Consider the following 19,720-nt stretch of genomic DNA (forward strand, 5'->3'; position numbering starts at 1 on the left):
TCAGTGGCTGTCGGTCGCAGCGAAAATGGGCCGGTGGTCCGGACGGGCCAGCAGCAGATGCGAGACGCCGATCGAACGTTCCAGGAAGCCACCCTCGCAATAGGCCAGGTAGAATTCCCACAGCCGGCAGAAGCGCGCGTCAAAACCCTGCGCCTGCACTGCCGGCAGCTGGGCCAGGAAACGTTGGCGCCAGGCGCGAAGGGTCAATGCGTAGGAGTGGCCGAAATCCTGCTGGGCGATCAGCTGCAGGTCGCTGGATCGGCTCTTGGCGGCCATGATCGCGTCGATCGATGGGATGAAGCTGCCCGGGAACACATAGCGCTTGATGTAATCGACGCTGCGCCGGGCCTGTTCGTAGCGGTGGTCCTCGATGGTGATGGCCTGCAGCAGGGCAACGCCATCAGGCTTGAGCAGGCGCTGCAGCGTGGCCATGTAGGTGTCCAGGTATTCGGCGCCGATCGCTTCGATCATCTCGATCGACACCAGCTTGTCGAACTGGCCCTGCAGGTCGCGGTAGTCCTGCATCAGCAGCGTGACCTGGTCCTGAAGGCCCGCCTCCCGTACGCGCCGGGCGGCCAGCGCATGCTGTTCTGCAGAGATGGTGGTGGTCGTGACATGGCAGCCGTAGTGCTGGGCGGCATGGACCGCGAAACCACCCCAGCCGGTGCCGATTTCCACCACGCGGTCGCCGGGTTTGAGCTGCAGCTGCTGGCAGATGCGGTCCAGCTTGCGCCGCGAGGCCGATTCGAGTGGTTCGGACTCACTGGCGAACAACGCCGACGAGTACATCAGGTCCGGCGACAGGAACAGGGCAAAGAAATCGTTGCCCAGGTCGTAGTGCGCGGCGATGTTGCGGCGGCTGCCCTCACGGCTGTTCCGGCGCAGGCGGTTCCAGCCCCGCAGCAGCCAGCCACCCACGCGGGCCGGGCCACGCTCCATGCCGTCCAGCAGGTCGCGATTGCGTACCAGCAGCCGGATCAGTGCCACCAGATCATCACAGTGCCATTCGCCCTGGATGTAGCTTTCACCTGCGCCCACACTGCCTTGCGCTGCAACCTTGCGATAGAACCCCGGGTCATCGATGGTAACGGTGACATGCAGTTCGCCACGGGCATCGCCCAGCCAGACCTCGCCCAATGCGTCACGTACGCACAGGCGACCGTCGCGCATGGGGGCAAGCTGGGCCAGCAGGCGGCGGCGCAGGAACGCATCCAGGGCGCCGGGGCGCGGCAGGGCGACCAGAGGGGTCATCGAGTTCATCGTGGTTTCTCGGCAAGAGCAGGGTGGTCGTGCACGGGGTTGCGTTTCATCCACAGCCGAAGTGCATGCCAGTGGATGGCGGCCACCACCTGGGTGGTCATCAGCGGATAGCAGGCCAGCACCCGGGCCAGCCCACGGCCGTTCAAGGCATGACGCTGCATGGCCTGGGTGGCATCAAACTGGCGCACCCCGTCGCGCCAGACCTGCATGTGTACGCGCAGGTCCTGGTCCGGGCGGTTGAAGCGCCAGTCGTAGCGGCAATCCATCGGCATGAACGGCGAGACATGGAAGTGCTTGTCGAACTGCCAACGCAATGACGCCCCTTCGTGGAGCGCCGTGGCAACCGGCAGCACATAGGCGTGCCGTTCCTTCCAGGGGGTATTTGTGATCTCTGCCACGATGCAGTCCAGCGTGCTGCCGTCGGCCTGGTAGCAGTAGTAGAAGCTGACCGGGTTGAAGACATGCCCGGCGAAGCGGAGGTGGGTGAGCAGGCGCACCGGACCGGCTGGCCGGTAGCCAAGCGTGCCTGCAGCGTGGTCGCGCACCGCATCGGCCAGCGGCCGCGCGGGATCACCGAAGTAGTCGCTGCGGCGGAACTCGGCCAGGTTGCGGCGATTGACCGACCACAACCAGCGCCCGGCGAACACCGTGTCGAGTTCATCCAGGTCGAGCAGCAGCTGCGCGATGGGGTAACGGAATGCATGCGGATGCGGATGATGCCGGCGATGCATCACCTGCCCGATGTAGAGCGCGCTGGCACTCATGCCGCCACCTCATCCGAGGCGGATACGTTCCGATGCGGAGCGCAGGCCTGCAGGGCATCGACCACGTGGCGGGCACTGCGGATGCCATCCTCGTGGAATCCCCAGCCCCAATAGGCGCCTGCAAACCATGTGTGGCGGCGGCCCTGCAGTTCCGCCCAGCGCTGCTGTGCGCGTACTGCAGCGTGGTCGTGTACCGGGTGCGCGTAATGCAGGGTCCGCAGCACCTTGGCCGGATCGATTGCCTCGCTGCGGTTGAGGGTCACTACCAGGGGGATGTCGCCCGGCAGGCCCTGCAGCAGGTTCATGCAGTAGCTGACCGTGCAGGGCGCCGCGCGATCCCGTGGTACGTGCGCGTTCCAGGCCGCCCACGCCTTGCGGTTGCGCGGCAGCAACGACGCATCGGTATGCAGCACCGCTTCGTTGGACTGATAGCGGATGGCGCCGAGGACCTCACGCTCGACGGCATCTGCGTCGGCAAGCAACGCCAGTGCCTGGTCGCTGTGGCAGGCCAGGATCACTTCGTCGAAGGCCTCCACGCCGGCACTGCTGTGCACGCGTGCACCCCAGGGCATGCGCTCGACCCTGCTGACCGGGCATTGCAGCCGCTCATGCACGCGCCAGCGGCGACGCAGCGCATCCACGTAGCGCGTCGATCCCCCGCTGACCACCCGCCAGCTTGGCCGCCCGGTCATCTGCAGCATCTGGTGGTTGGCCATGAACTGGGCCAGGTAGCGCGCCGGGAACGCCTGCACGGTGGCCGTCGGCGAGGACCACAGCGCCGAGGCCATCGGCAGCAGGTGCTCGTCGATGAACGCCTCGCCATAGCGCTGGCTGCGCAGGTACTCGCCGAGCGTGGGACCGTCTTCTTCGGCCAGCAGCAACGGCGCGTCGCGATAGAACCGGCGCAGGTCGGCCAGCATGCCCCAGAAGCGCGGCGATACCAGGTTGCGGCGCTGGCAGAACAGCCCATCCAGTGAGGTGGCGTTGTACTCCACGCCACTGCGCTCACTGTGCATGGAAAAACTCATGGTGGTCGGTTGCGAGGCCACGCCCAACTCGTCGAACAGCGCCGACAGCAAGGGATAGTGCTGGGGGTTGAAGACGATGAAACCGGTATCCACCGCCATGCCTCGGCCCGCCACCTGCACGTCGTGGGTATGGGTGTGGCCGCCGAGGTAATCGTTGGCCTCGAACAGCGTGACGTCGTGCTGGCCATCCAGCCACCAGGCACTGGCCAGCCCCGCGATACCCGAGCCGATGACCGCGATGCGCATCTCAGTACCTCGCCTTGGCCAGAACCCACTCGGGGATGGGCTTGAGCCCTTTGACCAGGCCCAGCGCCGCCATCGCGCGCAGCCCGTACCAGGTCAGGTCCACTTCCCACCAGCGGAAGCCCTGGCGCACGGTGCCGGGGAAAAAGTGATGGTTGTTGTGCCAGCCCTCACCGAAGGTGAGCAGCGCCAGCCACAGGTTGTTGCGGCTGTCGTCGCGGGTCTCGAAGCGGCGGCGGCCGAAACGGTGGGCCAGCGAATTGATGGTGACGGTGGCGTGGAACAGCACGATGGTGGAGATGAAGAAGCCCCACACCAGCAATTGCGGGCCCGTGGTGTGCAGGCCGGGCGCCCAGCGTTCCAGTGCTGCACCCAATGCATACAGTCCGATGGCCAGCAGCACGGGAATGGCGGTATCGAAACGGTCGAGCCAGCGCAGTTCGGGGAAGCGCGCCAGGTCAGGTACCCGCGACAGATCGGTGGCGAATGCCTCGCGGGTGAGGAACCAGCCCATGTGGCTGCGCCAGAAGCCGCCTTCGCGCGGCGAATGCGGGTCCAGCGGCTGGTCGGCATGCCGATGGTGGTGGCGATGATGGGCGGCCCACCACAGCGGACCGCGCTGCACGCTGGACGCGCCGATGACCGCGAACACGAACTGCACCGGACGCGATGCCTGGAAGGTGCGGTGCGAGAAGTAGCGGTGATAGAACGCCGTGATGGCGAACATGCGCACTGCGTAGAGCGCCGTGGCCACGACGACCGCCGTCCATGACACGCCCACCCAGATCACCGCGATGCAGGCCAGGTGCATCAGTGCAAAGGGTACCGCGCGCACCCAGTCGATGCGTCCTGGCTGTTCGCCGGTGGTCTCTGTGGCGTTGCTGGTATCCACCCACCGCTGCAACGTACGCAGCAGGCGCCAGCGTCGACGGGGGAGGGGCGCTACAGAGGCCATGGCGGATCTCGGCGGGTGTCGTGTCTTCCTTTACGCAGCAGGGTGCGCAATGGATGCGCCACTTCGAACTGAATTTCGCTTCACCTGGGCGTCACGGCGCAACGCTCGGCCAGGGGCTGCGCCCACGCCTGTTGCCAGTCACCTGCCGGTCGCTCGGCAGCTGGCGACCGGAAGCGTACCGTCACCTGCGGATAAGTGCCGCGCGCATCGCGCAGGTTGCTGGTGCCGCGGAACTCCAGCAGGCGACGGTCGGCCGTGGCGTAGACCAGGGCCAGGCGCGGCGCGATGCCGCCGTACCAGGTGTCCAGGCTGACCTCGATGGCCTGGGCGTCGATGCCCTGCCAGCGTACCGGTCCGATGCGCCGCACCTGCACCGGGAAGTAGCGCTGGCGTGCAGGCACCAGGAACGGCAGTGTGATGCGCTCGCCGCGCAGCAGCGCCGGCCAGTGCAGGCGTACTGCGGCATCAAACCCCGCATCGATCACCGCGTCCGGCGGCTGTTCAAGCCGGCGCCTGCGCAGCTCACTGCCGGCATCCTCCTTCCATGCAATCGACACCGAGTCGCCAGCGGCGTCGACCTCGGCGGTCTGGCCGCTGCGGCGGTCCTCCAGCGAATATCCCCGTGCCTGTGGGCGGGCGCTGGCGGGCAGATGCTTGCGGGCGAAGGGTTGGCCGTCCGGGCACTGGTACAGCACCCAGCGCTCGGCGCCCTCCGTTGCCTCGCGTCGCCAGTGCACTTCACGGTAGAGGAGGTCGCCCTGCGCGGAGGTGGCCACGCCCTCGCTTCGCAACCAGGGTGCCGCCAGCACGGCTTGGGGCAGGCACATCAGCAGCCAGGCAGTGCGCATGGGTCTTCATCCGGAAGAGGAGGGCCCAGGTCATACGGCCGGGGCGGCCGGTTGGATGCGTCGTGCCGTCTGCATCCAATTGCTGCCCCTGCGCGTACAGAGGACAGACCTTCACCCGCCCGCCGCGAACCCAGATGTACCCTGACGCCGCCAGCACACTCCTCAACTTCGATAGCGCACGCACCGTGTCCAGTTCCCAGCAGCCGAGCAGCGAGCCGACGAACTGGGCCGGTGACATGGACGGCGTGGCGCGCCTGCGCGACCGCGACTGTTTCATGCGGATCTATGACTACTTCATGCCGCGGCTGTGCGTGTACCTGCGCGGCCTGGGTGCACCCGACGGCGTCGCCGAGGAACTGGCCCAGGAATGCCTGCTGCGCCTGTGGCTGCGGGCCGCCGACTACGACGCAGCCCAAGGCGCCCTCAGTACGTGGCTGTACCGGATTGCGCGAAACCTGCATATCGATCGCATCCGTCGCGAGCGCAGCTGGATGCAGGTGCAGGCAGCGGTGGAGGACGCTGCCACACTGGATGTGATCGAGCGCAGCAGTGCCGAGCAGTTCGCCGACCAGGCGCGTCTGCGCCAGCGCATCAACGAACTGCCCGCGGTACAGGCGCGGCTGGTGCGGATGTCCTATTTCGAGGCCAAGAGCCACAGCGAGATCGCAGAGGCGCTGGGCATGCCGCTGGGAACGGTCAAATCGCACCTGCGCCGCGCCTTTCTGCAGCTTCAGGCCAAAGTGGGAGGTGCGCTGTGAACCCGCACCACCATCTGCACGAATCGACCCTGATGAGCTATGCCGCCGGCGCGCTGCCGGCGCCGTTGAGCATCGTCGCCGGTGCCCATCTGGAGCAGTGCCCGCATTGCCGTCAGCGCCTGCGCGACGCCGAAGCGATCGGCTCGGTGCTGCTGGAGCAGACCCAACCACCTGCAGCGGAGACGCGACGCGAACAACTGCGCGAGGCAATGCTGATGCGGCTGGCCACGGAGGCGCCGGTGCCCATGGCTGGGGTCGCACGCCCCGTGCCGAAGGAGCGCCCCGAGGCCAATCCGGACCATCTGCCTGCATCGCTGCATCCGTACTTCGGCGCCTCGCTCAGCGACCTGCGCTGGCGCTGGATGGCGCCGGGCGTGCACTGCATCCGTGCAGAGCAGATGCCTTCGCTGATCATGCTGAAGATCGCCCCGGGCAAATGCCTGCCCATGCACAGCCATGGCCGCAGCGAACTGACCCAGATCCTGCGGGGTTCGTACAATGATGCGCTGGGGTTGTTCGCACCGGGTGACGTGGCAGATCTGGACGAAGACGTGGAGCATCAACCGGTGACCGCGCCCGGTGTCCCCTGCATCTGCGTGTCAGCGCTGGATGCGCCGCTGGTGTTCAGTGGCTGGCTGGCGCGGAAGATCCAGCGTTTCGTGAAACTCTAGCGGGGACGACGATGGCCGGGACGGGCGCATTACGGATTCTGTTGACCGGTGCCGCAGGCCTGGTCGGGCAGGGTGTGGCGTTGGCCTGCCAACGCTCACCACAGGTGTCCCGCCTGACAGCGCTGGTCCGCCGCCCGGGAAGTCTGAGCGGCGCCGGCAGCGAACTGATCGTTCCGGACTTCCTGCGCATCCAGGACCGGTCGGATGAACTGGCCGGGTTCGATGCCTGCTTCTACTGTGCCGGGGTGCCACCTGTTGGCACGGCAGAGGCCGAGTACCGACGCGTGACCCTGGACACCACCCTGGCGGTGGCCCGTGCCTGGGCGGCTGCGAATCCCGAAGGGTGCTTTCTGTATGTATCCGGTGCCGGCGCGGACCCTCGGAGCCGGCTGATGCCGTTGAGGATCAAGGGCGAGACCGAGGTCGCATTGCACGGCCTGCCGGTGCGCACCGTGATGCTGCGCCCGGGCGGTGTCAGGCCGGTCCCGGGCACCGGCACCCGTCATGCCCTGTTGAAGCCCCTGTACTGGGGCGGTGCGCCGTTGATGAAGCTGGCCAGCGCGATTGCGCCATCGCTGATGACCAGCAATCTGGCTCTCGGTCAGGCGATGATTGCACTGGCCGGCAGGGAGCATCCGCCGGCCACGGTGGAGTGCGCGGACATCAACCGGATCGCCGCTGGCCTAGGCGATCCGGCCTCCTGAGCTCAGTGCGGCGCGGCCTCCAGCGCAGTGCGTACGGCCAGCGCCAAGTCACTTCGCGTAAACGGCTTCGGCAGCAGGGCAACCGCGCGTCCCTGGCTGCCCGCCTGATCGTGGTCACGTGGATAGCCCGACGTGAACAGGACGGCGACTTCCGGCCAGCGTTCGCGGACTTGACGGACCAGCTCCCAGCCCAACATGCCGGGCATCACCACGTCCGAGAACAGCAGGTCCACCCTGGTGTCGGGGCGCTCCAGCAACCGTAGCGCGGAGGGGCCATCGTGGGCTTCCAGCACGCGGTAGCCGAGCAGCCGCAGCGAATCCACCGTGTAGGCGCGGACATCGTCGTTGTCCTCGGCCACCAGAATGGTTTCCTCGCGCGGCGAGTAGCCGGCCAGGCCGGTCTGCGGGGTGCGTGTTTCGCGGGGCAGGGTCAGCGGCGAGCGCGGAAACATCATGGTAATGCTCGTGCCGCCACCTTCCACCGAATCGATCAGCACGTGGCCGCCGGACTGCTTGACGAACCCATGCACCATCGACAGTCCCAGCCCGGTGCCGCGGCCGACCTGCTTGGTGGTGAAGAACGGTTCGAACACCCGGGCCAGGGTGGCCGCGTCCATGCCATGGCCGTTGTCGCGCACCCGCAACATCACGTACTGGCCTGGTGTTGCATCCGGGAACAGGGCAGCGTAGTCGTGGTCGAGGTGGCTGTTGTCGACCTCGATCACCAACCGCCCGCCGTGTGGCATCGCATCGCGGGCATTCACCGCCAGGTTCAGTACGGAGGCCTCCAGCTGGCTGATGTCGATCTCCACGCACCAGATGTCCTCGGCGCTGCGGATCTCCAGCTGCACCAGCTCACCCAGTGCACGCTGCAGCATGTCGTGCATGTCCAGCAGGCGCTCGTGGAGGTTGGCGGCCTGGCTGTGCAGCGGCTGGCGTCGGGCAAACGCCAGCAGGCGCTGGGTCAGGCTGGCGGCACGCCCGACACCCTTCAGTGCGTTGTCCAGCGCCCGGCTGACCATCGCGCCGGCTTCGCCCGCGCGCTCGTTCAGCAGCATGGCGTGCTCGACGTTGCCGGAGATGACCGTCAGGATGTTGTTGAAATCATGCGCGATGCCGCCGGTGAGCTGGCCGACCGCCTCGATCTTCTGTGATTGGCGCAGTGCATGTTCGGCCTGGAGGCGCGCCGTCGTTTCCACGGCCTCGGAGACCACGGCGGTGACCACGCCTTCGGCATCCAGCAGCGGGCGGAAAGAAAAATCGAAGCTGCGCGGCCCGGTCGGGAGTTCCAGCTCCAATGAATGCAGCGAACTCCGGCCCTGCACGGCTGCAGCGACGGCCCGATCGATCAGCGCGCCGATGCCATCGGTTGTGGCGAACCAGAGCGATTCACCGAAGCGTTGGCCAACCACGTCCTTCTTTTCCGCCAGCACTGCGGCCAGTGACGCGTCATTGGCATCCACCACGCGCCCGGACAGATCCAGCAGCATCTGATGCTGGAAGCTGGATTCGAAGATCGCCTGCAGGCGCCGTTTGCTGGCGCGCAACTCGGCCGTGCGCGCCTGCACCTGCTGCTCGAGCAGCTGATTGTCCTCGCGCAGGGCCAGCTCGGCCTGTTTCAGCTGCGAGACGTCGCTACCCAGGCAGATGTAGCCGGCCACGCTGCCGTCGGCCGCATGCTCAGGCACGCAGTCCATCTGCACGAATCGTGATTGGCCGCTGCGGTGCACCAGTTCGACCTGGAAGCTGGTGCGTTCGCCCTGCAGCACCCGTTCCAGGCTCGGCAGGGCGTGTTCGAAGGCGGAAATGCCGCTGACCTCGCGCGCTGTCCGGCCCAGCAACTCGGCCAGGCTGAATCCATGCCAGTCCAGGAACGCCTTGTTGGCGAACCGGTAGCGATGCGCGTTGTCGAGCTGGGCGATCAGCGCGGGTACGGCATCCGTCACCTGCTGCAGCTGCGCCTGGCTCTCATTCAGCGCAGCCTGCGCATGAAGCAGCTGGTTGCGCTCATGGGCTTCCTGGCGGGCGCGACGGATCGCATCCGGCAGGCGCTGCAGCCGCTGCTTGACTACATAATCGCGCGCGCCACGGGTCAGCGCCTGCACCGCCAGCTCTTCGGTCAGCGTGCCGGAGACGAAGATGAAAGGGGTCTGCGGAATCCGCTCGCGTGCCAGTGCGAGGGCCGCATCGCCATCGAATCCGGGCAGCACATGGTCGGCGAGGATCACGTCGAACGCACGGCTGTCGATGGCCTCGATGAACGCGTTGCGGGTCCACAGGCGCTCGGCCTCGAAATCGAGGCCGGCACGCTGCAGCTGTGCGGTGATCAGCTCCGCATCAAGCGCGCTGTCCTCCAGCATGAGGATGCGCAGGCGCTCGTTGCGGCGCGATCCATCACGCATTGTTGTGCTGCCCCGAGCCATTGGGCCGATGCGGTGGTGGCTGGTTGGTGATGCCCCAGAACATGCCCAGCCCCTGGATGGCGTCGAAGAATTCCTTGAAGTCGACCGGCTTGACCACGAAGGCATTCACGCCCAGTTCGTAACTGCGCACGAGATCCTGTTCTTCACGCGAGGAGGTCAACATCACCACCGGCGTGCTGCTCAGCTGCGGGTCGCCACGCACCTGTTCCAGCACCTCCAGGCCATTGACCTTGGGCAGCTTCAGGTCCAGCAGCACCACCACCGGGCCGCCGTGCATGGCGCCGGCGAACTTGCCTTCGCAGCGCAGGTAATCCAGCGCTTCGGCGCCGTCGCGTACATGGATGACATCGTTCAACAGCTGGCAGCGCGCAAGCGCGGCCATCGTCAGCTCTGCATCCTTGGGGCTGTCCTCTACCAGGAGGATCGGCCGCAGGTCCCTCATGGGTGTTCTCCTGTGAAGCGGGGTAGGGTGAAATGGATCGTGGCGCCCTTGCCGGGCTCGCCCTCGGCCCAGGTACGGCCGCCATGGCGGCCGATGATCCGGCGGACATTGGCCAGGCCGATGCCGGTGCCTTCGAACTCTTCGACGTGGTGCAGGCGCTGGAACACGCCGAACAGCTTGTCCACGTAGCGCATGTCGAAGCCGCAGCCGTTGTCGCGCACGAAGAAGTGGTCTTCGTCGTCGTTTCGCTCGTGACCAACCTCGATCACCGCGTGTTCGCGCTCGCGGGTGAACTTGATCGCGTTGGCCAGCAGGTTCTGCCATACCAGGCGCAGCATTGTGGGATCGGCCTCGACCTCCGGCAGCGGTGCGAGCGTCCACTGCACGTCGCGGCCGGCGTAGTCCAGGGCCAGGCTCCGGCGCACATCCTCGGCCAGCGCGGTCATGTCCAGCCGCACACGCCCCAGCGTGGAGCGCCCCATCTGCGAGAAGCTGAGCAGGTCATCCACCAGTGTTCCGGCGGACTTGGCCGATTCCACGATCGTGTCCAGGAATCGGCGCTCGGTATCGTTCAGGCGCTCGCCCGCCGAGCTGCCCAGCAGTTCGGAGTAACCGACAATGTGACGGAACGGAGCGCGCAGGTCGTGGCTGACCGAATAGGAGAAGGCTTCCAGTTCCTTGTTGCTGCGGAGCAGCTGCTCGTTCAGTTCGGCCATTTCCTCGGCCTTGCGCAACACGATATCGACGATGGCCGTGCGCATCTCGTGTGCCGCGTCGCAGTCAGCGTCGCTCCACGGCAGGCTGCGCTGCTGCACGGTCTCCTTCCAGGCCTCGAACGAGTTGCGCGGGGACAGCGCCACGCCCGGTGCTGCTTCCTTGCGGGGATCGCCACCCCATCGCACGGTGCGCACCACTTCCGGGCGGAACCACATCAGGTAACTGTCATGCAGCTGCGAAATGGACACCGCCAGCAGGCCGCTGGCGACGTCGGCCAGGTGCGCGGCAGGCGACCAGTCGGCTGCCAGGTGATCGGTGCAGTAGGTTTCCTGGCCGGCCTGCTGCGTGGCCAGCCAGTTCGCCAGGGCCAGCACGTCGCTGGAGGAAGGGCACTGGCCAACACGCAGGCAATCGCCCTTGTGCACGATCGCCGCGCCGGCCGCGCCGGCCGCGCCGGTCAGCGACAGCAGGCTGGCCTCGTCCTGGCGCAGGGCCGCCATGAAGTCCTCGTCGCCGGCCATGCGACCCAGTAGCTTGACCAGTATGGAACGACGGGCAACGCGCTCTTCGATCGCACGCGCACGCTCCTTCAACGCAATCTGCAGCGACAGGATCTGGCCCATGAACTCGCAGGCAGTGCGCACGTGGTAGGGCAGGCGGCGTGGCTGCACGGTGTGGCAGGACACCAGGCCCCACAAGCGGCCTTCATGCACCAGCGATACCGACATCGACGCGCCGGTACCCATGTTGCGCATGTAGTGCAGGTGCACCGGCGAGACGCTGCGCAGCACCGCCATGCTCAGGTCGGTGGGCGGCGCGTCGCGTTGATCCTCGGCCCGCATCAGCGGGGCCGGGGTGTAGCTGTTGTCCGCGATCAGGCGTACCCGGTTGCGGCGGTAGAGTTCGCGCGCCTGTGCTGGAATATCCGATTCGGGGAAGCGCAGGTCCAGGTAGGACGGCAACAGGCCGTTGCCATCCTCGGCCACCACGATGCCGTTCCAGCCAGCATCGAACTGGTAGACCAGGGTGCGGTCGAAGCCGGTGAGCCGGCGCATGTGCGCGGCAGCCAGCTGGCAGAGGTCTTCCACGGTGCTGGCCGACTCGATGCCGGCCATCAGCTCGCGGATGGCCGGATACAGCTCTTCCAGCGAGCCGGGCTGGCCCGGAACCGGTGCTTCCAGCTCGACCAGCAGATCGGTGGCGGAACGGTGCACCAGCAGCTGATGCCGGCCGTGGCCATCCAGATGCACGGCACCGACATGGGCACTGCTGCCGATCACGGCCTGCTGGAACAAGCCCTGGAACGGCGCCAGCACGCCGCCGAACACCTCACTGACGTGCCGCATCAACGGTTCGCCGAACTGCTGCAGCAGCCCGGGCGGGCTTATGGCGCGCTCGCGCACCTGCAGGGACTGCGGTTCAACGACCAGAAGCACACCATAGGGCTGGATCGCGCCGGGGGTGTGGATCGGTTCGCGCGCGCAACTGGACAAGGCAGTGTCGTGCGCGGACTCAGCAGAAGGCATCAAGGGCGGGACTCATCATTCGTGGATGGCTGGAAGGCCCAGTGGTACATCCGGTACCCATCAATGGTGAAGCAAAATCGTGCATTCGCCTACCAGTGTATGCGTATGAAGCGTGCTTCTGTCCAAGCTGAATTCTTCATGTAGGGACGAGGTCGAGCACTTGAGGTTTTCGCGAAGAATACATCTACGCTGCACATCAGCTCGACAGATCATTGCCTAGAGTGGATCCACTTCCCTGAGCGACCGCCCCGTGAACCTGCAGCCCGCGCCCCTGTCCCCGTACCGCATGCTGGCTGACAGCTGCCAGTTTGAACTGCTGGATGTGGACGCGCTGCAGGACCCGGCCAGTGGCCGGCTGCTGCACCTGTATTCGCTGGTTGCCCGCTGCCTGTCCTGCGAGACGATCTTCAAGGCCGAAGAAGGGCAGGGCCTGGTCAGCCATACTGCGGCGCGGGTGGTGCGATGCCCTACCGGCTGCGGGCAGCAGGCGTTCAAGCCGGCCCTGCTGCGGACCTGGCGCCCGCAGGCCGTTGCCCAGGCGTAAGCGGCGGAGATCACAGCAGCCCGGGATTGGCTCGCCATACCGCGAAGTTGAGCGCCGAGGCGAACGAGATCCAGGCCAGATAGGGAAGCAGCAGCGCCGCCGCAGTCGGACGGATGCGCGCAAACGCGACGATCGCTGCGCAAACCAGCGCGATCAATACAAGAATGTCAACGAAGGCCAGGGCGCCCAGCTTCCAGCCGAAGAACAGCCAACTCCACAGCGCATTGACGGCAAGCTGCACCAGGTAGAGCATCAGCGCGGGTCGTGCCCCGCGCCAGCCGCGTTCGCGCCACACCAGCCACGCGGCAATCGCCATCATGGCGTAGAGCAGGGTCCACACCGGACCAAAGACACTGGCCGGTGGTGCCCACGGGGGAAGATCGAGGGTGGCGTAGAAGCTGGCTGCGGATGTCGACGCCCACGCGCCCAGGGCGGCCGCGACGAAGGTGATCGCCACCCATCCCAGCAGCCCGAAAACCTGCGAACTCCGCTTCATACCGTACAGCTCCCTGATGCGCATGATCCGGTATACGCGCAGAGGCCGCGAATGGATGCAGGTCGCGGGCCTTCAGTCTGAAGATCCGGCGGCAGACGATCCCTGACCTGCTGGCAGCAGGGAAGGCCGTTGATCAAACCACTCGCGCGCCTTGGCCAGATGCCATTGGCGCTGATCGCCGTCCAGCTCGATGCCCGCACCCAGCAGCCCCCACCGGAGATAGAGATCACCGCGTTTGCGCTGTTCCAGCAGATCCAGCCGCGCGCGTACCGACAGCCGATCGTTCTCGGCCTGCAGGCCATCGATGACCAGATGGCCAGGGCGCCAGCGCAGCGTCGCCTGTGCCTGTACCTGTCCGGAATCCAGCAGCGACAAGGTCCAGCGCGGGTAGTCGGTGCGTTCTGCGAACAGCGCCAGCAACGGTCGCGCATCGCTGAGATCCAGGTCCGTGGTGGCATCCACCTGGAACGGAGACTGCGCATCGATACGGCCACGCTTGAAGGCGACGCGGCCTTTCCATGCCGTCGAGCCCTGCGTGTCCGCCACCTGCACGTTGCGCAGCTCGACCGTGGTGCCGGACAGATCGAAATGACGCTGGTTGAAGTCACCGCGGCGCAGCGTTGCGTTCACGTCGATATCGCCGCCCATGTCCAACCCTGCCACCTTTGCACTGGCGTTGCGCCCCAACAGCCGGGCCATGCCATGGCCGACGCGCCCGTCGGTATCGAGGGTCGCATCACCGCTGACGGTGCCAGTGCCACGCAGCAGCCGCACCTGCGGTGAGCCGAGGTAGCGGTTGTAGGCGGTCAGATCAGGGATGGTGGCTTCACTGAAGCGCAGCTGCGCGCGGACGCCTTTGCGCAGTTCCTGCAGGCGGCCATCGCCGGTCAGGTCCAGGGCCAGATCCCGGCCGTCGAACAGGCGCACGTCCCTGGCATCGGTTGGCCGCGCAGTGAATCGCGGCAGCCGGACGGACAGCTGGGCCTGGCTGGGGCTGCCGGTCTTCAACTCGCCATGGGCGCTGGCCGTGCCCGCCAGGCGTACGCCGGCGACTTCGGCCACGGCCTCGGCAGCCGGGATGTCCACGGTGCTGCCTTCGATCAGTTCACCATTGCGCAGGTGCAGATCGGCTTTCAGCGTGCCGCCGCCGTCCAGCTGCAGCCACGGCTTGCGGACGAACAGAGCAGGGATCCAGTTGAGCGAGGTGAACGTCCATTCGCCGCGCACTGTGCCAGAGCTGCGTTCCAGCAGCTGGGCGGGCTGCTGGAAGGGAATGTCCCGGCCACTGATATGCAGATCGGCATCCACCTCGCTGCCTGAACCGGGCTTTGGCGGCAGGCGGGCCTGCAGGCGCAGGTCCTTGGCTACATTGAGCTGCAGTGCCAGCATGCCGCGATCGGGGGCGCCATCGCCCAGATGGCGCGGCACCTGCCACAGCGCGTGGTCGCCGGGCTGCAGCTGGCTATCGATCAGGTGGAGCGCCAACTGCAGGCGCCCGGGCACGGGCGCGCTGGAGATCTTCGGCGTTGTGGCATCGGTGTCCATGCGCAGGCCCTGGCTGCGGGCGTCCACCTCGAGCTGGGCATGCAGCAGCTTCAACTTGGCCAGGCCGGGCGCCTGGTCCCGATAATGGCGCGGATAGCTGAAGCGCGCGGTGAGATCCATGTCGCCCAACAGCTGCACGCCGTCATAGCTGGTGTCTGCCTTGCTGAACGAGACCTCGGAATCGAACAGTTCGGATGGGCCGCCACGCAGCTGCTTCAGGAACCCCACGGTACCCTGGCCCTTGCCGATGATCAGCAGCTTGCCGAAGCGTGCGCTGCGGATGCTGTCGCTGTGGATGGCGTCGAAACGCAAGGTCCAGCCCTGGTCGCTGCGCGGCGGTGAAGGGATGGCCTCTTCGACGCGGCTGATCTCGGCGGAAACTCCGGTGGCCTGCAGCCTTGGCACCCGCACCTCGCGCTGGAACAGGGGCAGCACCGCCAATCGGGCGCTGGCGCGGTCTGCATGCAACACGTAGACGGTGTGGTTCACGTGGCCGCGCATGTGCACGTTCCAGGCGATCACGTGGCCGGGCAACAGCGTAATGGCCGGCCCAGTGGTCATTACGAACTTGTGCGGCTTGCGGTTGGTGACCTGGTCGAACAGGGGCGTGTTGAGGAAGATGTTGCCGGCCAGCAGATACAGCAGGTAGATGCCCAGCAGGACGTAGGCAGGAACGCGCCATCGACGAAGCCGGTGCGGGATGTGCGCGGAAACAGGGGGCATCTACTGCTCAAAAGGTTGGAATTTCCGCAACTATTACGGAGCGGATGGCGGTGGCGCGTGAAGCAGCTACGGGGCCGGAGCTCGATTCTGGTAGTGTGCGGCCTGGTCATGACCACAGATCTGCAGGAGACGCATGGAGATCCGGCCCGCCCGCGCAGGCGATTTCGACGTGATGTGGGGCATGTTCAAGACGGCCATTGCGACTCAGGATGCGCTGCCCTTTGCCGGCTCTTTCGCCGTCGAGACGTTTCGCGCGCATTGGTTCCAGGCCCAGGCGCCTCATGTAGCTGTGCTGGAGGGCCGGGTGGTGGGCATGTACAAGATGGGCCCGAACTTCCCTGATCTGGGGGCGCATGTGGCCAGCGCCACGTATGTGGTGGATGCGCCGGCACAAGGGCAAGGCGTGGGCCGGGCGCTGGTGGAACACAGCCTGGAGCGGGCGAGGGCGGAAGGATTCCTGGCCATGCAGTTCAATTACGTGGTCAGTACCAACGGCCCGGCGGTGGCGCTGTACCGGAAGCTGGGGTTCGACGTGGTCGGGACGTTACCGAAGGCGTTCCGGCATGGAACCCTGGGCCTGGTGGATGTCTTTGTGATGCACAGGTTTCTGTAGCCCGCTCGCGACGGGTACTGACAGGGCGCACGGGGTGGTGGCAGATTGAGGAGCATGGCAACTGAAGGGCTTCGCTTGCCAGACCGGGGGGGGTGCCTGGGACAGTTGCATGAGACCTTCAATCGGCGTCACATTCTCACCACTGGCGCGGCCTTGGGTAAGGCTGCGCCAGCCCTCGATCCACCAGGAGAGCCCCGCTTGATCCCATCGTGCTGCCATATATCCCTACCAGGCAGGGGCTCCAGATGAGCACGCCATGGCCCATGGGTACGCAGGCGCTGCAGGTTGGAGATCTGCTGATCGATCTCCGCTTTCGCCGCATCGTTTCCGCCGAGGGCAGCGTTGAGCTGCAGCACCGGATCTTTGATCTGTTGTTGCTGTTGATCTCCGAGCCGGACCGGTTGTTCACCCGGCAGGAGCTGTTTGATCGGCTCTGGGCGGGGCTGGTGGTGGATGATGCCAACCTGTCACAGAGCATCTGGTTGCTGCGCAAGGCGCTGGGCGAATCTCGCCGGGAGTGGATCCGCACGGTGGCCAAGCGCGGCTATGTGTTCCAGCCACCGGGCCCCGTGCAGTGGTTTGATTCGATGCCCCCGGTCAGCGATCCTGCGCAGATCGAGGCAGCATCTGATCCAGAGGCCGCCGTCCACGCGGCGGAGGCCAACAGCGTTACCGAAGCGGTTCCGGAAGCCGACCACGATGCCGATGCGGCGCCGGCCAACGCCGATGGCGATGCTGGCCCGGTAGCGGCCGAGGCCCCTTCAGCACCAGCGACCCCCGAAGAACCCGGCGTTGCACCACTTGTGCCGCGTCGCCGCAGGCATCTATGGGTGACGGCAGCGGCGGCGCTGCTTGTGGTTGTTGCCGGCCTGGCACTGTGGACCTTCTGGCCACGTACGGATTCCCCGGTGACGGTGGCCTTGATGCCATTGCAGTCCAATGCCGGCGCTGATGTACCTTGGGCGTCGGAACTACTGGTCCAATGGAGCAGCTGGAAACTGCAGCAGCTCCCCGAGGTGCAGCTGCTGAATGGCGAGGATCTGGCGCAGGGCAAGGCCTTGCCCCCCCCTCACGTGGTGTTGCTCAGTGCGGTGCGCAGCGCCGATGGCAAGCATGTTGTATTGCGTGCCCGCGTTCAGCGGAAGGGCCGCGACCAGATGCTGGAGAGGGAGGTTGCCTTGGCCGAAGCGCCTGCGGCGATTGATGCGTTGTCACGGGAGCTGGTCACTCTATTCGTGCCTGGGCCGGCAGATCGTTGGCCGGCACTGGAAGTGGACAGCACCAGCGCCCAGCAGTATGCCGTGGCTGCAGCCGCCTTCGACCGGGGCGACTGGCGCGGTGTGCAGCAGGCGGCAAAGGAGGTCTTGGCCGGTGCACCACGTTTCGGCCTCATGCACCTTCAGCTGGCCATCGCCCAGTCCAACCTGGGCGAGAACCTGGAGGCGGTGCGACACATGGAGTTGGCGCGCACGCTGCTGGCGCCGTTGCCCGGCAACGCGGCTCGTTCGCTGGAAGCGCGCCAGCTGGAGATGGATCCCAGGCGGGCGCGCGACGCGGAAACAGCCCTGAAGGACCTGCTTCAGTCGTACCCGGCACATGCGCCCTATCAGCGCCGGTATGTGCGGCTGTTGATCGAGACCGGACAGTTCCGCAAGGCCATCTCCCAGCTGGGAGCCCCGACGGTGGTGGCGGATACTTCCGTGACAGCGCGTTACCAGCGCGCCGTCGCCTTTGCTGATGCCTATTACGGGCTTGGCGAGTTTGAGCGTTCGCGCGAAGCCGCCGCTTCCGCACAGGCCATCGCCGAGGCAGCGGGCGAGGGCATGCGTGCACAGGCAGCCGAAGCGGCGCTCCAGGGAGCACGGGCAATCGCCACGATGGAGCCAGCCAAGGGGGAATCGGCCTACCAGCATGCCGCGCAGTTGCTGCAACAGGCGGGTATACCGCGATATGCAGAGTACGCCGAGGTGCTGGCGATCGTGCATGCGGGCCAGGCGGCCCATGACAATACGATGGTTGCGACTGCACTGAAGCGCGCCATGCGCAGCGGCGATCTCGGTCTGGCGGCAGATATCCAGGTGACCCTGGCCAATCTCAGCACTGATGCTGAAAGTCGCCTGCGCTGGCTGGGTGAGGCCCTGCAGACAGCGCAGTCGCTCGGAAACCTGAACCTTCAAGGCCAGCTGGAGATCGAGTTGGCCCTGGAGGATCTCCATTCGCTGCAGTTGACCCAAGCCGAGACGAGAGCCAGGCAGATGCAGGCGCTGGGCCTGGAAGGGATTGCCGGTATTCGCGGCAACATCCTGGTCTCGCGCGTCTTCGAGATGCAAGGGCGCCTGCGTGACGCTGAACAGGCTGGGCGTTTGGCGCTGCAGGCTTCGCCCGCCGTCGCAGAGGGCGGGAACCCCGACCGTTCCAATGCCGCGTGCCAGCTTCTGCGGATCACGACCCTGCTGGGTTCCGGTGGCGATCCAGAAGCACGTGCTGGATGCGGTGAGACGGATGAGCCGAATTCACGCTTTATTGCCACGTTGGCCAAAGCCTGGGTGGCACTGCTGTCGAACGATTCCGCCTCGGCGCGGCAGCATTACGAAGCAGCCAGAGTGATGGTCTTCCGCGAACCGGGCCCGCAGACGGGGTGGGATCCGGCGCTGCCGATCAGGCGGATGCAGGTGGCGGCCCTGGCGCTGCGAGTGGGTGATCTGGATACAGCAGCGCGGCTGATGGGCGAGGTGCAGGCCGCTGACGCCCAAGGTGATCTGACACCGCTGGACCAGGCGTTACTGGCCGTGCTCGGTGCCGAGATTGAAGCCGTTCGTGGACAATGGGCGGACAGCCGCCGATGGGCCGACCGAGCACGTGAGCTGCTTCCAGGCAGCGAGCGCGAGTTGCGGCAACGCCTGGACCTGCTGCAGATTGCCGATGACCAGCATCACGGCCGGCGCGACCAGGCCTTGGCTCTGGCAAAGCGGCTCCAGACAGATGGCCGGCGTGAAGGTGACGTTCACCTGCAGCACCTGGTGGCCAGCCTGGTGCCTTCACTGGGCTCGGGCGACATGCGTGACCGTGTTTCCCTACGCGGCGCGACGATGGCCTGGCTGTCCAGGGCAGAGCGGAAGGACGATGTTCGCCCGACCGTACAGCCGGTTCGCGAGGCTGCGGCTCAATAGAGAAAAAAATGAGGTGCCGGCAGATGCCGGCATCTGCCCTGCAGGGGACCCTTGGCGCATCCTCGCGGACCGTGAAGAAAACAGCATGTGCCTGCACGCTTGCATCGTCAGCCTGGTCCTTGCTGCCTCGGCCTGGTCAGCCGGTAAGCCGTTGCCCGCAGCCCGGCCAGATGACCATTGGTTGACGCCGGTCCCCGCGCCGGCAAGGGCCGGAGGCGCGCTGCCCCTGAAACGACGGCCCCCCGGCGCCCCTCCACTGCCCGAGCTGCAGCCGCGACGCGCCTTGATTC

At 66.4% G+C, this 19,720-nt stretch carries 16 protein-coding genes; 6 read left to right on the top strand and 10 right to left on the bottom strand.

The window, feature by feature from the left end:
- The 5 genes from AC5P6X_RS10685 to AC5P6X_RS10705 all read right to left on the bottom strand — a co-directional run bounded on the left by AC5P6X_RS10685 (position 1) and on the right by AC5P6X_RS10705 (position 5,098).
- The gene (locus AC5P6X_RS10685; protein WP_495215432.1) at positions 1–1,260 is read right to left on the bottom strand and encodes a class I SAM-dependent methyltransferase; all 1,260 of its coding nucleotides are present in this window, start codon (positions 1,258–1,260) and stop codon (positions 1–3) included.
- Positions 1,257–2,024 (bottom strand): DUF1365 domain-containing protein, encoded by a 768-nt coding sequence (locus tag AC5P6X_RS10690; protein ID WP_024957376.1) that lies wholly within the window; start codon positions 2,022–2,024, stop codon positions 1,257–1,259. Before AC5P6X_RS10690 ends, AC5P6X_RS10685 begins: the two co-directional genes overlap by 4 nt.
- Positions 2,021–3,298 (bottom strand): NAD(P)/FAD-dependent oxidoreductase, encoded by a 1,278-nt coding sequence (locus tag AC5P6X_RS10695; protein ID WP_049450232.1) that lies wholly within the window; start codon positions 3,296–3,298, stop codon positions 2,021–2,023. The genes AC5P6X_RS10690 and AC5P6X_RS10695 overlap by 4 nt, the downstream gene beginning before the upstream one ends.
- Position 3,299: 1 nt before the next feature.
- Entirely contained in the window at positions 3,300–4,250 is a 951-nt protein-coding gene (locus AC5P6X_RS10700) for an acyl-CoA desaturase (protein WP_005409627.1), read from the bottom strand.
- 80 nt (positions 4,251–4,330) lie between these two features.
- Positions 4,331–5,098, bottom strand: a complete 768-nt coding sequence (locus tag AC5P6X_RS10705) for a hypothetical protein (protein WP_049450229.1) — start codon at positions 5,096–5,098, stop codon at positions 4,331–4,333.
- Positions 5,099–5,232: 134 nt separating this feature from the next.
- Here AC5P6X_RS10705 and AC5P6X_RS10710 point away from each other — a divergent pair, with 134 nt between their 5' ends.
- From AC5P6X_RS10710 to AC5P6X_RS10720, 3 genes are read left to right on the top strand one after another with little or no spacing between them, the layout of a single operon-like run.
- On the top strand, positions 5,233–5,856 hold the full coding sequence (locus AC5P6X_RS10710) for a sigma-70 family RNA polymerase sigma factor (RefSeq protein WP_005409629.1): 624 nt from the start codon (positions 5,233–5,235) through the stop codon (positions 5,854–5,856).
- Positions 5,853–6,527: a ChrR family anti-sigma-E factor gene (locus AC5P6X_RS10715; RefSeq protein WP_088436964.1), complete on the top strand. Its 675-nt coding sequence runs from the start codon at positions 5,853–5,855 to the stop codon at positions 6,525–6,527. Before AC5P6X_RS10710 ends, AC5P6X_RS10715 begins: the two co-directional genes overlap by 4 nt.
- A gap of 11 nt (positions 6,528–6,538) precedes the next feature.
- Positions 6,539–7,231 (top strand): Rossmann-fold NAD(P)-binding domain-containing protein, encoded by a 693-nt coding sequence (locus AC5P6X_RS10720; RefSeq protein WP_088436963.1) that lies wholly within the window; start codon positions 6,539–6,541, stop codon positions 7,229–7,231.
- Positions 7,232–7,233: 2 nt separating this feature from the next.
- Here AC5P6X_RS10720 and AC5P6X_RS10725 read toward each other — a convergent pair whose 3' ends face one another.
- The 3 genes from AC5P6X_RS10725 to AC5P6X_RS10735 are packed head-to-tail and all read right to left on the bottom strand — an operon-like array spanning position 7,234 to position 12,339.
- Positions 7,234–9,633, bottom strand: coding sequence for a hybrid sensor histidine kinase/response regulator (locus tag AC5P6X_RS10725; protein WP_088436962.1), 2,400 nt, complete (start codon positions 9,631–9,633; stop codon positions 7,234–7,236).
- Positions 9,626–10,096: a response regulator gene (locus tag AC5P6X_RS10730; protein WP_005409633.1), complete on the bottom strand. Its 471-nt coding sequence runs from the start codon at positions 10,094–10,096 to the stop codon at positions 9,626–9,628. The genes AC5P6X_RS10725 and AC5P6X_RS10730 overlap by 8 nt, the downstream gene beginning before the upstream one ends.
- Positions 10,093–12,339, bottom strand: coding sequence for an ATP-binding protein (locus tag AC5P6X_RS10735; RefSeq protein WP_495215433.1), 2,247 nt, complete (start codon positions 12,337–12,339; stop codon positions 10,093–10,095). The genes AC5P6X_RS10730 and AC5P6X_RS10735 overlap by 4 nt, the downstream gene beginning before the upstream one ends.
- A 250-nt stretch (positions 12,340–12,589) precedes the next feature.
- Between AC5P6X_RS10735 and AC5P6X_RS10740 the strand changes: the two genes are divergently transcribed.
- Positions 12,590–12,883: a hypothetical protein gene (locus AC5P6X_RS10740; RefSeq protein ID WP_033835164.1), complete on the top strand. Its 294-nt coding sequence runs from the start codon at positions 12,590–12,592 to the stop codon at positions 12,881–12,883.
- A gap of 10 nt (positions 12,884–12,893) precedes the next feature.
- On the opposite strand, the gene AC5P6X_RS10745 is transcribed toward AC5P6X_RS10740, so the two are convergent.
- Together AC5P6X_RS10745 and AC5P6X_RS10750 are read right to left on the bottom strand one after the other, a co-directional pair.
- Entirely contained in the window at positions 12,894–13,379 is a 486-nt protein-coding gene (locus AC5P6X_RS10745) for a TspO/MBR family protein (RefSeq protein WP_044571331.1), read from the bottom strand.
- Positions 13,380–13,451: 72 nt separating this feature from the next.
- Positions 13,452–15,647 carry an AsmA family protein gene (locus tag AC5P6X_RS10750; RefSeq protein WP_495215434.1) on the bottom strand — a complete coding sequence of 732 codons (2,196 nt, stop codon included), beginning with the start codon at positions 15,645–15,647 and terminating at the stop codon, positions 13,452–13,454.
- Between the two features lie 133 nt (positions 15,648–15,780).
- Here AC5P6X_RS10750 and AC5P6X_RS10755 point away from each other — a divergent pair, with 133 nt between their 5' ends.
- Positions 15,781–16,260, top strand: coding sequence for a GNAT family N-acetyltransferase (locus tag AC5P6X_RS10755; RefSeq protein ID WP_049450222.1), 480 nt, complete (start codon positions 15,781–15,783; stop codon positions 16,258–16,260).
- A 245-nt stretch (positions 16,261–16,505) separates the two neighbouring features.
- Positions 16,506–19,430 carry a winged helix-turn-helix domain-containing protein gene (locus tag AC5P6X_RS10760; RefSeq protein ID WP_262091387.1) on the top strand — a complete coding sequence of 975 codons (2,925 nt, stop codon included), beginning with the start codon at positions 16,506–16,508 and terminating at the stop codon, positions 19,428–19,430.
- Positions 19,431–19,720 lie beyond the last annotated feature (290 nt).

The organism is Stenotrophomonas sp. YJH_SMC_40 (assembly GCF_059368615.1).